General features: G+C 37.7%; 10 protein-coding genes. 6 read left to right on the top strand and 4 right to left on the bottom strand.

What is annotated here, in order from left to right; all coding sequences use genetic code 11:
- Nucleotides 1-54 precede the first annotated feature (54 nt).
- The 4 genes from J690_RS06015 to msrB form a co-directional block, all read right to left on the bottom strand.
- The gene (locus tag J690_RS06015) at nucleotides 55-687 is read right to left on the bottom strand and encodes a LysE family translocator (protein ID WP_032034752.1); all 633 of its coding nucleotides are present in this window, start codon (nucleotides 685-687) and stop codon (nucleotides 55-57) included.
- A 64-nt stretch (nucleotides 688-751) separates the two neighbouring features.
- The gene (locus tag J690_RS0103990; RefSeq protein WP_032034750.1) at nucleotides 752-1588 is read right to left on the bottom strand and encodes an AraC family transcriptional regulator; all 837 of its coding nucleotides are present in this window, start codon (nucleotides 1586-1588) and stop codon (nucleotides 752-754) included.
- Nucleotides 1589-1596: 8 nt separating this feature from the next.
- Nucleotides 1597-2082, bottom strand: a complete 486-nt coding sequence (locus tag J690_RS06010) for a glutathione peroxidase (RefSeq protein WP_002114194.1) — start codon at nucleotides 2080-2082, stop codon at nucleotides 1597-1599.
- The gene (gene msrB / locus J690_RS06005) at nucleotides 2079-2498 is read right to left on the bottom strand and encodes a peptide-methionine (R)-S-oxide reductase MsrB (protein WP_002114184.1); all 420 of its coding nucleotides are present in this window, start codon (nucleotides 2496-2498) and stop codon (nucleotides 2079-2081) included. The genes J690_RS06010 and msrB overlap by 4 nt, the downstream gene beginning before the upstream one ends.
- Before the next feature lie 239 nt (nucleotides 2499-2737).
- Here msrB and J690_RS06000 point away from each other — a divergent pair, with 239 nt between their 5' ends.
- The 6 genes from J690_RS06000 to cysE all read left to right on the top strand — a co-directional run bounded on the left by J690_RS06000 (nucleotide 2738) and on the right by cysE (nucleotide 13109).
- Nucleotides 2738-4168, top strand: coding sequence for a pyridoxal phosphate-dependent aminotransferase (locus J690_RS06000; RefSeq protein WP_014206525.1), 1431 nt, complete (start codon nucleotides 2738-2740; stop codon nucleotides 4166-4168).
- A 474-nt stretch (nucleotides 4169-4642) separates the two neighbouring features.
- Complete coding sequence (locus J690_RS05995; RefSeq protein WP_032034748.1) at nucleotides 4643-5950, top strand: dicarboxylate/amino acid:cation symporter; 1308 nt, start codon at nucleotides 4643-4645, stop codon at nucleotides 5948-5950.
- 670 nt (nucleotides 5951-6620) lie between these two features.
- Nucleotides 6621-7688 carry a type II asparaginase gene (locus J690_RS05990; RefSeq protein ID WP_014206524.1) on the top strand — a complete coding sequence of 356 codons (1068 nt, stop codon included), beginning with the start codon at nucleotides 6621-6623 and terminating at the stop codon, nucleotides 7686-7688.
- 198 nt (nucleotides 7689-7886) lie between these two features.
- Nucleotides 7887-11450: a DNA polymerase III subunit alpha gene (gene dnaE, locus J690_RS05985; protein ID WP_032034746.1), complete on the top strand. Its 3564-nt coding sequence runs from the start codon at nucleotides 7887-7889 to the stop codon at nucleotides 11448-11450.
- 14 nt (nucleotides 11451-11464) lie between these two features.
- On the top strand, nucleotides 11465-12304 hold the full coding sequence (locus tag J690_RS05980; protein ID WP_005076414.1) for an RNA methyltransferase: 840 nt from the start codon (nucleotides 11465-11467) through the stop codon (nucleotides 12302-12304).
- On the top strand, nucleotides 12297-13109 hold the full coding sequence (gene cysE, locus J690_RS05975; protein ID WP_014206521.1) for a serine O-acetyltransferase: 813 nt from the start codon (nucleotides 12297-12299) through the stop codon (nucleotides 13107-13109). The genes J690_RS05980 and cysE overlap by 8 nt, the downstream gene beginning before the upstream one ends.
- Nucleotides 13110-13212 lie beyond the last annotated feature (103 nt).

The following is a 13212-nucleotide window of genomic DNA, read 5'->3' as shown; positions in this document are numbered from 1 at the left end:
ACCCAGCAAAATTGCATAGCCTTCAGTATTATTTAGGAGGCTATGCAATCTGCATTAACTATAGACAACCAATAACACTGCGAACAAAATGAAAGCCAAACTAGAGCAATAATATATTCCTCTAGCAGAACGTTTAATCTGTGCTAATACCCGCTCTTGACGCAATAAACGAACCAATAATAAATTCCAGCCAAAAACTACTCCTGTCATCCATATACTCATTAGTAATTTTTGAAATAAGCTAAATTCCTGTTGAATAAGTAGCATTAAACTACTATAAAACATAATATTTTTAGGATTAAGAAGACTGGATTGCAAACCCAGAACTAAGCTTTTAACTTTACTCTTATAAGTAGACTCTTGTTCAACCAAACTATTTTCAGCAACAGTAATATTTAAGTTTGTTCCTTGAGTGGCTCTAAAACAAAGAAAACTCAAATAAACTAAATATCCAGCCCCCAGCCATTTAAGTACTAAAAGAATCGTTGTGCTTAAATTGCCAAGCACCATAAATCCAAATATACACACCATTAAGATAACAGCATTACCCAAAGTAATTCCCAGAATAACGCCATAGGTATAACGCGCTCCTTTTTGCAAAAGACTGGTCAAAATAAGAAAAAAATCTGGACCTGGAGATAGTAGTGCTAAAAAGTGAGTAAAGGCGATAACCAAAAAAACTTCCATAACGATTTCATCTTTAAAATTGTATGGAGTAGCTTAAAAATAGAGAAAAATAATTTCTTGTAAATTATTGCGCGGCTGCAAGTTGAAACTGTCGAGGAGTAATTCCTGTATGTGCTTTAAAAGCTTTATGAAAATGGCTTTGATCACTAAAGCCTAAATTGACAGCTAGCTCTGCGAGTGAAATCCCTTGCTTTAATTGAGCTCTGGCTTGATTAATCTTTAAATTAATTTGAAATGCATGTGGAGTTAAACCAACATTGGCCTTGAATAAACGAATGATTGCATATCGACTAAGTCCAACCTGCTCTGCAAGCTCTTCAAGAGAAATAAATTGTTCTGACGATTTAATAATATGAATTAAGTCCAAAAAATCTTCATACAAATATTCAGTTTTTTTTATTTCTTCTAATACGAAATGAGGGAGTAACAGCTGGGTAAGGCAATAGATTAGCGACTGTTCTTTTTCAATAATTAATTTTTCAGGATCGAATAAAGTTTCATTCATATCAGAAAAAGCCTGATATAAAGTTTCTTCTTTTATTATGAGCGGCTTATGCTGAGGCAGATGCAAATCTAAACCATGTTCTCGAAATTCTGAATACAGCTGATTTAACCACCTTATATCCAAATGTAGCATCTGGTAGCTCCAAGCCTGATCTGGCAAAGGGTTACATGAATGCTCAATATGTGCGGGTACGATCACCAAAGTACCAGCATCAATCTTTTGGGGCGTACCAAATGAACTTTGAAAAACGCTATTCCCCTCGTCTATAGCCCCGATAGAAAACGTTGGATGACTATGAGACTTATAACACGTTCGGCTAAAACAGGATCTTCTGGTTTCAACATAAGGCATTCGCCAATCTTGCCAAAACTCAAAAGCTTGAGGAATAGCGTTCATTTAAATGATTAACTCGCTAATGCTTTTTCAATATCAGCTTCTAAAGCTTCTGGCTTAGTCGTAGGTGCATAGCGATTTAAAACAGCACCATCTTTGCCTACCAAAAATTTGGTAAAGTTCCATTTAATGCTACTACTACCTAAAATACCTTTAGCTTCACGTGTTAAATATCTAAAAATCACATGGGCTTCCGGGCCTTTTACATCAACTTTAGCAAACATAGGAAATTTCACCCCATAGTTACGCTGACAGAAGCTACCAATTTCTTTATTGCTTCCTGGATCTTGCCCACCAAACTGGTTGCAGGGAAAACCTAAAACTTCTAATCCTTGATCTTTATATTTTTCATAAAGTTTTTCGAGGCCAGCAAATTGTGGTGTAAAACCACATTTACTGGCAGTGTTTACAATTAGTAAAACTTTACCTTTGTAATCAGCCAATTGCTTAACTTCACCCTCTAACAGCTCAGCTTCAAACTGATAAATATTACTCATGGATAGGTTTCCTCATCATTTTTTTCTTCTGTTTTCAGTTGTAATGATGCCGAGTTTACACAGTAGCGCAAACCTGTCGGCTGTGGTCCATCTTCAAATACATGCCCTAAATGAGCTTCGCAATCATGACAAACTATTTCAGTTCTGACCATACCATGCGTTAAATCTTCATGTTCATCAATGACAGCACCATTGATCGGACGGAAGAAACTTGGCCAACCGCAACCGCTATCATATTTGGTATCCGATGAGAATAACTCCGCACCGCAGCAACGGCAAACATAGGTACCATGTTGCTTAGTATTCCAGTATTGCCCCGTAAATGCAGGTTCAGTGCCTTTTTGTCGTGTAATCCGATACTCTTCTGGTGATAACTCTCTTTGCCATTCCCGGTCTGTTTTATTGACTTTTCCCATGACATACACCTTTTATTCTGAAGTAAACATTTCTGATGATCGAGTTTTATATTTACGCCATTCATCACAAAAACACTAGTCTCTGAACGTAAAATTTGTTGGAATTTAAACATATAAAGAACAAAAAGCAAAAAGTAAGCAAAATACAAAATCAAAAGTAAGCAAATTTATTACTAATCTTCTTTAAAGCAAGCAAACATAGTGCTATTCTAAGTGCGCACGGTTGTATAGGACAGAACATGTCTCAGAAAAAAAGTGTGGTTTTCCAACAACTACTACCAATTATCAAACAATATCAACAATCGGGTTTTACCCATGAAAAAATTGTTGAACTATTGAAAGATCAACATGATCTAAATTTGGTAACAGTTAAAACATTTAAAAGTTATTTATACCGATATGCAAAAGTGAATCCCGTTATGTCTAAAAATACTGCTACCATCCATTCCATGCCATCTACTCGAGAAATCAAAAAATCATCGAAGCTTGAGCATGTTTGTTATGACATCCGTGGGCCAGTTTTACGAGCCGCCAATGAAATGGAAGAGCAAGGACATAAGATTATCAAGTTGAATATTGGTAACCCAGCTCCTTTTGGATTTGAAGCACCACAAGAAATTATTAACGATGTTGCTTTAAACTTACCAAACGCAATTGGTTATGTTGACTCAAAAGGTATCTTCCCTGCTCGCAAAGCAATTTGTCAGTATTACCAGCAAAAAGGAATTCTCAATATGCATGTCAATGACGTGTATATTGGTAATGGCGTATCTGAACTCATCGTAATGGCTATGCAAGGCCTATTAGATGATGGAGACGAAATGCTGATTCCAATGCCAGATTATCCACTTTGGACAGCAGCAGTTAATCTTTCAGGCGGCACAGCAATTCATTATAAATGTGATGAAGAAAATAGCTGGTACCCAGATATTGCTGATATTGAAAGTAAGATTACTCCGAATACTCGCGGTATTGTCATCATTAACCCGAACAATCCTACGGGTTCAGTATATCCACGCCACATTCTTGAACAGATTGTAGCGATTGCAAAAAAATATGATCTAATTTTATTTGCTGATGAAATTTACGACAAAATTATTTATGACGGTATTGAACATGTTTCAGTAGCGTCATTAGCGGGCGACCAGCTTTGTGTATCTTTTAATGGTTTATCAAAAGCTTATCGTATTGCAGGCTTCCGTTCAGGTTGGATGGCAATTACGGGTGATAAAAGCCGTGCTGCCGACTATATCGAAGGATTAGACATGTTAGCGTCAATGCGCTTATGTGCAAACGTTCAAGCTCAATATGCAATTCAAACTGCCCTAGGCGGTTATCAATCAATTAATGACTTGATCCGTCCTGGTGGCCGTTTATATGAACAGCGTAATATTGCTTGGGAAATGCTTAATGAAATTCCAGGCGTAAGTTGTGTAAAACCAGATGGAGCAATGTACTGTTTCCCGCGCCTTGACCCGAACATCTACCCAATTGAAGATGATGAAAAGTTAATGCTTGATTTGCTACGTGCAGAAAAAGTTTTATTGGTGCAAGGCACAGGCTTTAACTGGCCAACACCTGACCATTTCCGCGTGGTTTTCTTACCTGCTGAAAATGAATTACGTGAAGCAATTACCCGTCTAGGTCGTTTCTTAGCCAATCGCCGTTAAAAAAATGCATAACAAAAAAAGGCATCTCTAAATAGGTGCCTTTTTTATAATTCTATTTTTTCATTTTTATAAAAGAATAATCTCCTAACCACATAACAATTTTACCAACACAAAATAAATTATTGTATTTAAATTATTTTTATAAATTTTATAATTCTTTTAACTTTAAAAATTAGTTAATTTTTTGATTTATATATTTTTTACCATACGTTTTAAATTACTTGATTTCCTTCAATCTACTTAACCTTTATTATGCAAAAAATGCATGGATCAATATTTTTTTGCATTTCACACTGCTTCAAAATCGAGCAACAATCCATCTCCATAACAACATCGCCATATTCGATTCGGTTAAAACAGATACAGATCTAGGAAGATAACATCGTTAGAACGACCGAACTGAACTAACAAGGAAAGCTTTCAATCATTCAAATCCCATCAAAGGATGATTGAATCAAATGGATAGAGGTTCATATGAAGCAAAAGAAATTGCTCAAGTATATTGTTGTTGCTATTTTACTTGGCATACTGACAGGTTGGATTTGTCACCACTTCTTTAATGAGGGTGAACAATTGAAGCAAATCGCTTCTTATCTCAACATACCTACAGATATCTTTTTACGCCTTATCAAAATGATTATTGCTCCATTGGTATTTGCCACTATTGTTTCAGGCATTGTATCAATGGGGAAATCTACATCAATCGGCAGTATCACCCTTAAATCAATGACTTGGTTTATTACTGCTTCGTTCGTATCGCTTGCTATCGGTATGGGTCTGGCAAACTTTTTCCAACCAGGTGCAGCTTTAGATTTAGTATTACCAACTGCGCAACAATTGAGTAGCTCTTCTGCTCCAGCGACTACAGGCTTCACTCTACAATCATTTTTAAGCCATGTTTTCCCACGCAGTATTGCCGAAGCAATGGCAAACAATGATATTTTGCAAGTACTTGTTTTCTCTATTTTCTTTGGCTCAGCCCTTGCTTTTGTAAATCAAGGCAAAGAAAAAGATTCAGTTATCATTCGTTTGACTGATGAACTCAGCAAAATCATGTTCCGTATTACTGATTACGTCATGATGTTTGCACCTGTTGCAGTATTTGCAGCAATCGCTTCAGCAATTACAGTACAAGGTTTAGGCTTGATTGTTGATTATGGCATCTTAATCGCAGAGTTCTACTTCGGTCTTTTATTACTGTGGATCATCTTATTCTCCGTAGGTGCAATCGTACTTAAAAAAGATATTTTCCGTTTAGGTAAATTAATTCGTGAACCTGTAACGCTTGCTTTTGCTACAGCTTCAAGTGAATCAGCCTATCCTAAAGTAATGGATGCACTAAATAAATTTGGTGTGCCTAAAAAAGTAACGAGCTTTGTATTACCTTTAGGTTATTCATTCAACCTTGATGGTTCAATGATGTACACCACGTTTGCAGTGCTCTTTATTGCTCAGGCCTACAATATTGATCTTAGTTTCACTCAACAAATCTTAATTTTGTTAACTCTAATGGTAACAAGTAAAGGTATTGCAGGTGTTTCACGAGCTTCTATTGTAGTTATTTCAGCAACGCTCACTATGTTCCATTTACCTGAAGCTGGCATCCTTTTATTACTCGGTATCGATCAGTTCCTTGATATGGGCCGTACTGCAACAAACGTAGTAGGTAACAGTATTGCTACTGCAGTTGTTGCCAAGCTTGAAGGCGATAAAGTGGCTGATAGTGAAGAACTACCAGAGCCAGTATTAATTAAATCAACTCAAGAACAAACGACCGCATAAGTTTCTCTTTTCTCCCACTCTCCCAACTTAAGAGCAATTTTATATGACCTTATAAAATTGCTCTTTTTTTATTTTAAAATTACTGGCAGAAATTCACCTATATTTTTATATTAAATAATGACTTTAAACTGCTATTAAATTTTCTTAAATCAAACCTTAAAAATAGAATAAAAATGATTCAAACAAATTTTATATTTTTAAAAATAAATACCAAGTGATTAAATTTTAATTCAATTTACAAAAATTAAATTATATTAAATTAATGGAATTATTTTTCAATTCATACTAAAAAATTTAAAATCATCTTAATATTAAATTATAACAATAAAAATCAATAATATAAAAATATCAAATGGCAAAAAATTACTCAAACATATCTATTATTTTTTAGTTTTATACAGATAAAAAAATCATTTGCTTTATTTATATTAAAAAATAAACAAATCAAGATAAATTAGAAAAACTTAATAGATTTTTTATTTTATTCATGTTATTTATTAGCGCTAAATAAAAGCAATGACTAAGCAATTGTTGATGAAACAAAATGCTATTCAAGGATGCTTCTTATTCAAACAAGTTATGAATATGTTTTACATGGTATGTATTTTGCTTAGGAAAAGCAGTCATATTCAACAAACTTTTACTTCGTCACTTCATAAGGATATTTTCGATGTTGACTAAAACTGTTAAATCTTTAGGTTTAGCGATGGGCTTATTAGCCTGCTCTCTCCCACTTTATGCAAAAAATAATGTTGTTGTAGTTGCGACTGGCGGTACTATCGCTGGTGCTGGCGCAAGCTCGGCAAATAGTGCAACTTATACTGCTGCAAAAGTTCCTGTTGATACGCTAATTAACGCAGTTCCACAAATCAAAGATTTGGCAAATGTAACTGGTATTCAAGCATTACAAATCGCTTCTGAGAGTATTACTGACAAGGAATTATTAGAAATTGCTCGTCAAGTGAATGAGCTTGTTAAAAAGCCATCTGTTAATGGTGTCGTAATTACACACGGTACAGATACTTTAGAAGAAACAGCATTTTTCTTAAATTTGGTTGTTCATACTGATAAACCGATTGTACTTGTTGGCTCAATGCGTCCTTCAACTGCTCTTTCAGCTGATGGTCCACTTAACCTTTATAGTGCAGTTGCTTTAGCAGCTTCTGATGATGCGAAAAATAAAGGCGTTATGGTTCTCATGAACGACTCTATTTTTGCTGCACGTGATGTAACTAAAGGCATTAACATTCATACAAATGCTTTTGTTAGCCAATGGGGCGCTTTAGGTACATTGGTTGAAGGCAAGCCTTACTGGTTCAGACAATCTGTAAAGCGTCATACAAATGCTTCAGAGTTTAATATTGAAAATATTAAAGGCGATGCACTTCCAACTGTACAGATCGTTTATGGTTCGGACTCTATGCTTCCAGATGCATATGAAGCGTATGCAAAAGCTGGTGCTAAAGCGATCATTAATGCAGGTACTGGTAACGGTTCTGTACCAAAATATATCGTACCAACCTTACAAAATCTTCACGACAAAAACGGTATTCAAATTATCCGTTCATCACGTGTCGCACAAGGTTTCGTATTACGTGATGCAGAACAACCTGACTCTAAATATGGTTGGGTAGCAGCACATGATTTAAACCCTCAAAAAGCGCGTCTTCTTGCAGCTTTAGCTCTTACTAAGACTAATGACACGAAAGAAATTCAGCGCATGTTCTGGCAGTACTAAGTTTTTCAACCAGCCCAAACATAAAGTTTGGGTTGGTCCTATTTCTTAAAAATAAGCTCTTTTATATTCAATCTGTACAATAGATATTCAAATCATTCTTCTTAAATAATAAAATCCTTAACAGTTTGCCAAAATATTAAGCATTTCGTTTTAACTTTGCGTGCTAAACTATGCTGCAGTCGTATTAAGGATTGGTTTATGCAGTTTGTTCATCTCGGTATTTATACAGAATTTTCGATTACAGAGTCGATAGTTCGCATACCTGACTTGGTCAACGCTGCGGTTAAAGACCAAATGCCTGCGCTGGCATTAACCGATCTCTCAAACCTTCATGCAGCAGTAAAATTTTATAATTCTTGTTTAAAAAAAGGGATTAAGCCGCTTTTAGGTAGCACAATTCGCCTTGACGATGCTCAACATCGTGCAACTTTACTTGCAATGAGTAATGTAGGCTGGAAAAGTCTCACCGAAATCGTTTCACGCGGTTTTATTGAAGGGCAACAACTTAGTATTCCATGTGTACAAAAAGAATGGGTACTTGAACAGCATCAAGATATTATTGTTTTACTTGGCCAACATAGTGATGTGGGTCAGATGCTTTGCTCATCTAACCCTCAAAAAGCAGCTCCGCTTTTAGAAGCATGGATCGAAAAATTTGGTAACCGTGTTTATCTGGCTTTAACACGTACCGATCGTCCTGGTGAAGAAGACTTTATTCAAGAAGCCGCTAAACTTGCTGCCCAATATAATGTGGGTGTAGTTGCGCATAATGATGTGCACTTTGTAGAAAAAGAAGATTTTGAGGCTCATGAAGCACGTGTTTGTATTGCTGATGGCTATGTATTAGCAGATGACCGTCGTCCACGCTTATATAGTCCTGAACAACACTTTAAAACCTCCGATGAAATGATTGAGTTGTTTTCAGATATCCCAAGTGCTATCGAAAACACCTACAATATAGCAAAACGCTGTAATGTTAGCCTACAACTAGGAACCTACTTTTTACCTGACTATCCAATTCCAGATGGCTTTACCATTGACACTTACTTTGAGCATTTGTCAAAAGTAGGTCTAGAAGAACGTTTAGATTATCTCTACCCTGTCGAAAAACGTGGCGAAGACTGGCCTGAGATTCGTAAACCTTACGATGAACGAATTGATTACGAAGTCGGCATTATCCTCAAAATGGGATTCCCGGGTTACTTCCTTATTGTCATGGACTTCATCCAGTGGGCAAAAAATAATGGAGTTCCTGTCGGTCCAGGCCGTGGTTCAGGTGCGGGTTCACTCGTTGCCTATAGCTTAAAAATTACTGATCTTGATCCTCTTCGTTACGATCTACTTTTCGAACGTTTCTTAAACCCAGAACGTGTTTCGATGCCCGACTTTGACGTCGACTTCTGTATTGCCGGACGTGACCGCGTCATTGATTATGTTTCCCGTACTTATGGCCGTGAAGCCGTGTCGCAAATTGCAACTTTCGGTACGATGGCGGCAAAAGGTGCAATTCGTGACGTTGCCCGTGTATTGGGTAAGTCTTACGGTTTAGCTGACCGTATCTCAAAAATGGTACCGACTAAACCGCTCGGTGTGGACTTAGCCACTGCTATTGAGATGGAACCCCAGCTTAAAGATATCGTTACCAACCCATCTAACCCAGATAATGATGATGCGAGTGAAATCTGGGAAATGGCATTAAAACTAGAAGGTATCACCCGAAATACTGGTAAACATGCCGGTGGTGTTGTTATTGCACCCGGTAAGATTACCGATTTCTCGGCTGTACTTTGTGATGAAGATGGAACTAGCCGTGTTGCTCAATATGATAAAGACGATGTAGAAGCAGCTGGTCTCGTCAAATTCGACTTCTTGGGTTTACGTAACTTAACCGTTATTGAAGACGCAATTCAAAATATTAATAAAAATCGCGATAGTAATGATCCGCTCATTATTTCGCATGTTCCACTTGATGATGCTAAAGCATACTCTGTCTTTGCCGATGCAAATACAACAGCGGTATTCCAGTTTGAATCCGTCGGCATGAAACGAATGCTTAAAGAAGCACGTCCAAGTAAATTTGAAGAGATTATTGCGTTCGTATCATTGTACCGTCCTGGTCCAATGGATCTTATTCCTGACTTTATTCACCGTATGCATGGTGGGGATTTTGAATATCTTCACCCCCTTCTTGAAGGTGTATTAGAACCAACTTACGGGATTATGGTTTACCAAGAACAGGTAATGCAGACAGCACAAATCTGTGCGGGTTATACTCTCGGTGGCGCTGACTTACTACGTCGTGCAATGGGTAAAAAGAAACCTGAGGAGATGGTTAAGCAGCGTCAAATTTTCTTAGCAGGTGCTGCTGAAAAAGGGATTGACGAAAGTACAGCCAACCATATCTTTGACTATATGGAAAAGTTCGCAGGCTATGGTTTCAACAAATCTCACGCCGCTGCTTATGCCCTCGTTGCCTACCATACTGCATGGTTAAAAGCTCATTATCCTGCTGAGTTTATGGCAGCGGTAATGTCATCGGAAATGCAGAACACCGACAGTGTTGTATTTTTAATTGATGACTGCCGAAATAATGGCCTAGAAGTTTTACCACCATCAGTCAATATGTCGACTTATCATTTCCATGCGAGCGATGATAAAACTATTGTGTATGGTTTAGGTGCAATTAAAGGCGTTGGCGAACAAGCAATGCAGTCAGTTATTGACTCTCGTCGACAATTTGGTCCTTATACAGATCTATTCGATTTTTGCCATCGTATTGATTTGAAGAAAATCAATAAGCGTACTCTTGAAGCTTTAATTCGTGCGGGTGCACTCGATTGCTTGGGAATTGAACGTGCAAGCTTAATGGCACAATTGCCTGAAGCTGTTCAAGCTGCTGAACAAGCGCGAAGTAACCGTGAAAGCGGTATTATGGATTTATTTGGTGAGGTTGAAGAAGTTCAGCGTAAGCCAGCTAAACCAGTAAAACCGTGGAGTGATGAAGTTCGTCTAAAAGGCGAAAAAGACACGCTTGGCCTATATCTCACTGGTCACCCAATTGATGTTTACCGACAAGAACTTAAAGCTTTTATTCCGGTAAAATTAAATGAAATTACGGCTACACGTCGCGGTGTTACAACAGTGTATGCAGGTTTAGTTATTGACGTCGCAAACTTCCCGAATCGGGTAGTTATTGTACTAGATGATGGTACAGCTCGTATTGAAGTAAGTTGCAACCATGAACGTTTCCAACGTTTTAAAGATATTATCCAAGTTGAGCGTGTTGTCGTCTTTGAAGGCGAAATTTATGAAAGAGAAGGCTTTGAACGTCCAATGGGCCGTTTAACCAAGGCTTTTACTTTAAATGAAATACGACAAAAACGTGCTAACAGTATTCAGATCAAATTAGCAGAAGAGTTTATGCAAGCCACTTTGGCAAAAGATTTACAAAACATAATCTTGCCATTTTGCAATGTAGATATGCATCAACATATCACTCTACAGCTACAGATTGATCAACCTTATGCTCAAGCTGAGCTTCAACTTGGTCCGCAATGGAAAGTTGCTCCTCTCGATGAATTACTTGCTAAACTCAGAGATTATTTTGGTAAAGATAATATTTATATTGGATATCAAGTAAAGTCGAAAGCAGCTAAAGCAGCAGAACCTGTTCGTCCGCAAACCGTTGCTTCCCCTCCTGCGGACATGACTATGGACGATGCATTGGATTTATACCAAAGCGAAGTTTCTCAATATTCGTAATTTCTGGAAATCTTATGAGTTCGTTTGATCACAACACTGTGTCAAAACAATTAGCACAAGTGCGTATTGTCATGGTAAACACTACCTTGCCAGCTAATATTGGCAGTGCTTTACGCGCCATGAAAACAATGGGGCTAATTAAATTAGTTCTTGTTGCACCTAAAACATATCCTCACCCAGACATACAAGCGCTTGCTGCTGGTGCCCAGGATTTATTTGAACATCTTGAGATTGTCGATACTTTAGAAGATGCTATTAAAGATTGCCATCTAGTATTTGGAACAAGTGCACGCAGCCGTACTATTCCTTGGCCTTTACTTGACGTTCGACCTGCTGCCAAAGAAGCTATTAAGGCCACTACTCAAGGGCAACAAATTGCGATTGTTTTTGGCCGTGAAGATCGTGGTTTAACCAACGAAGAATTAGCACTGGCAAATTATCATTTAACAATTCCTGTAAATCCGGACTATGGCGTATTAAATGTTGCGCAAGCAATTCAAGTTGTATGTTACGAGCTTCGCATGTCTGCTCTAGAGCAACAAAACTTGGACCAAGATGCAGAAGAAATGCCATTAGTGCAAGGTCAAAGCATGCAATGGGATGAACCATTGGTGACTCAACAACAAATGGAAGAGTTTTATCCTCATCTAGAGAAAATGCTAACCGAAATTGAATTTTTAGATCCAGATAATCCACGTTTGTTACCTTTACGCTTGCGTCGTTTATTTGGTCGTATACAATTAGATCGTATGGAATATCATTTACTTCGCGGTATTTTTAGTCGTGTACAAGCCCTAACTAGTGGTAAATGGAAAAAAGCATTATCTGACAAGGAGGATCAACCCAATGCTTAAACAGCTGAAAGAAGATATAAAGGCTGTATTTGCGCGAGATCCTGCTGCCCGCAATACACTCGAAGTTCTCACGACCTACCCTGGCATTCATGCGATTATGATGCATCGTGTCGCACATGAGTTATGGCAAAAAGATTGTAAAGGTGCTGCTCGCCTTCTTTCTTCATTTAGTCGTTTTGCAACAGGAATTGAAATTCATCCTGGCGCTAAAATCGGTAAACGTTTTTTTATTGATCATGGCATGGGTGTTGTGATTGGTGAAACGGCTGAAATTGGCGATGATGTTACACTTTATCATGGTGTGACCTTAGGTGGTACAACATGGAAGACTGGCAAACGCCACCCAACTTTAGAAGATGGTGTGGTTGTTGGTGCTGGTGCAAAAATTTTAGGTCCATTTACCATAGGAAAAGGTGCTAAAGTCGGTTCAAATGCTGTGGTAACTAAAGCTGTTCCTGCTGGCGTGACCGCTGTAGGGAACCCTGCTCGCTATATTTATAAAGATGCACCTGACAAGAATAAAGATGAAGAACGTCGCCGTGATTATGCGCAAAGTATTGGTTTCGCTCCATATGCGACAACTGCTGATCAGTCTGACCCTATTTTAGAGGGTATGCGCGTTTTACTTGATCGTATTCAGCATAATGAAACGCGTATGAATAATTTATGCCAGCGTTTATCAGAGCTAGACCCGAGCTTCAAAAAAGAAAGTCAGGATGAACAGCCTTTTAGTGATGAAGAACTGAAAATTATTGAAGAAGTTCGTCGTGAATGCGGTGCGCAAGATAAGACATCAAAAACGTAATATTCTTGATTCATAATGTAACACGCTTACCCTTGCATGTCTGTTTAGCTTTTCCTAGACTTACCTGTACCAAATCTGACTTTACTAAAATGAACGGAAGATC

Source organism: Acinetobacter sp. 742879 (assembly GCF_000588535.1).
GTDB classification, from domain to species: Bacteria; Pseudomonadota; Gammaproteobacteria; order Pseudomonadales; family Moraxellaceae; genus Acinetobacter; species Acinetobacter pittii.
This window is presented reverse-complemented; position numbering and strand designations above follow the sequence as displayed.

Bases quoted from the DNA above. Each gene is read 5' to 3' on its own strand.
- msrB (WP_002114184.1), bottom strand. From the start codon at position 2,498: ATGGGAAAAGTCAATAAAACAGACCGGGAATGGCAAAGAGAGTTATCA.
- J690_RS05995 (WP_032034748.1), top strand. From the start codon at position 4,643: ATGAAGCAAAAGAAATTGCTCAAGTATATTGTTGTTGCTATTTTACTT.
- J690_RS06010 (WP_002114194.1), bottom strand. From the start codon at position 2,082: ATGAGTAATATTTATCAGTTTGAAGCTGAGCTGTTAGAGGGTGAAGTT.
- J690_RS06015 (WP_032034752.1), bottom strand. From the start codon at position 687: ATGGAAGTTTTTTTGGTTATCGCCTTTACTCACTTTTTAGCACTACTA.
- dnaE (WP_032034746.1), top strand. From the start codon at position 7,887: ATGCAGTTTGTTCATCTCGGTATTTATACAGAATTTTCGATTACAGAG.
- J690_RS0103990 (WP_032034750.1), bottom strand. From the start codon at position 1,588: ATGAACGCTATTCCTCAAGCTTTTGAGTTTTGGCAAGATTGGCGAATG.
- cysE (WP_014206521.1), top strand. From the start codon at position 12,297: ATGCTTAAACAGCTGAAAGAAGATATAAAGGCTGTATTTGCGCGAGAT.
- J690_RS05980 (WP_005076414.1), top strand. From the start codon at position 11,465: ATGAGTTCGTTTGATCACAACACTGTGTCAAAACAATTAGCACAAGTG.
- J690_RS06000 (WP_014206525.1), top strand. From the start codon at position 2,738: ATGTCTCAGAAAAAAAGTGTGGTTTTCCAACAACTACTACCAATTATC.
- J690_RS05990 (WP_014206524.1), top strand. From the start codon at position 6,621: ATGTTGACTAAAACTGTTAAATCTTTAGGTTTAGCGATGGGCTTATTA.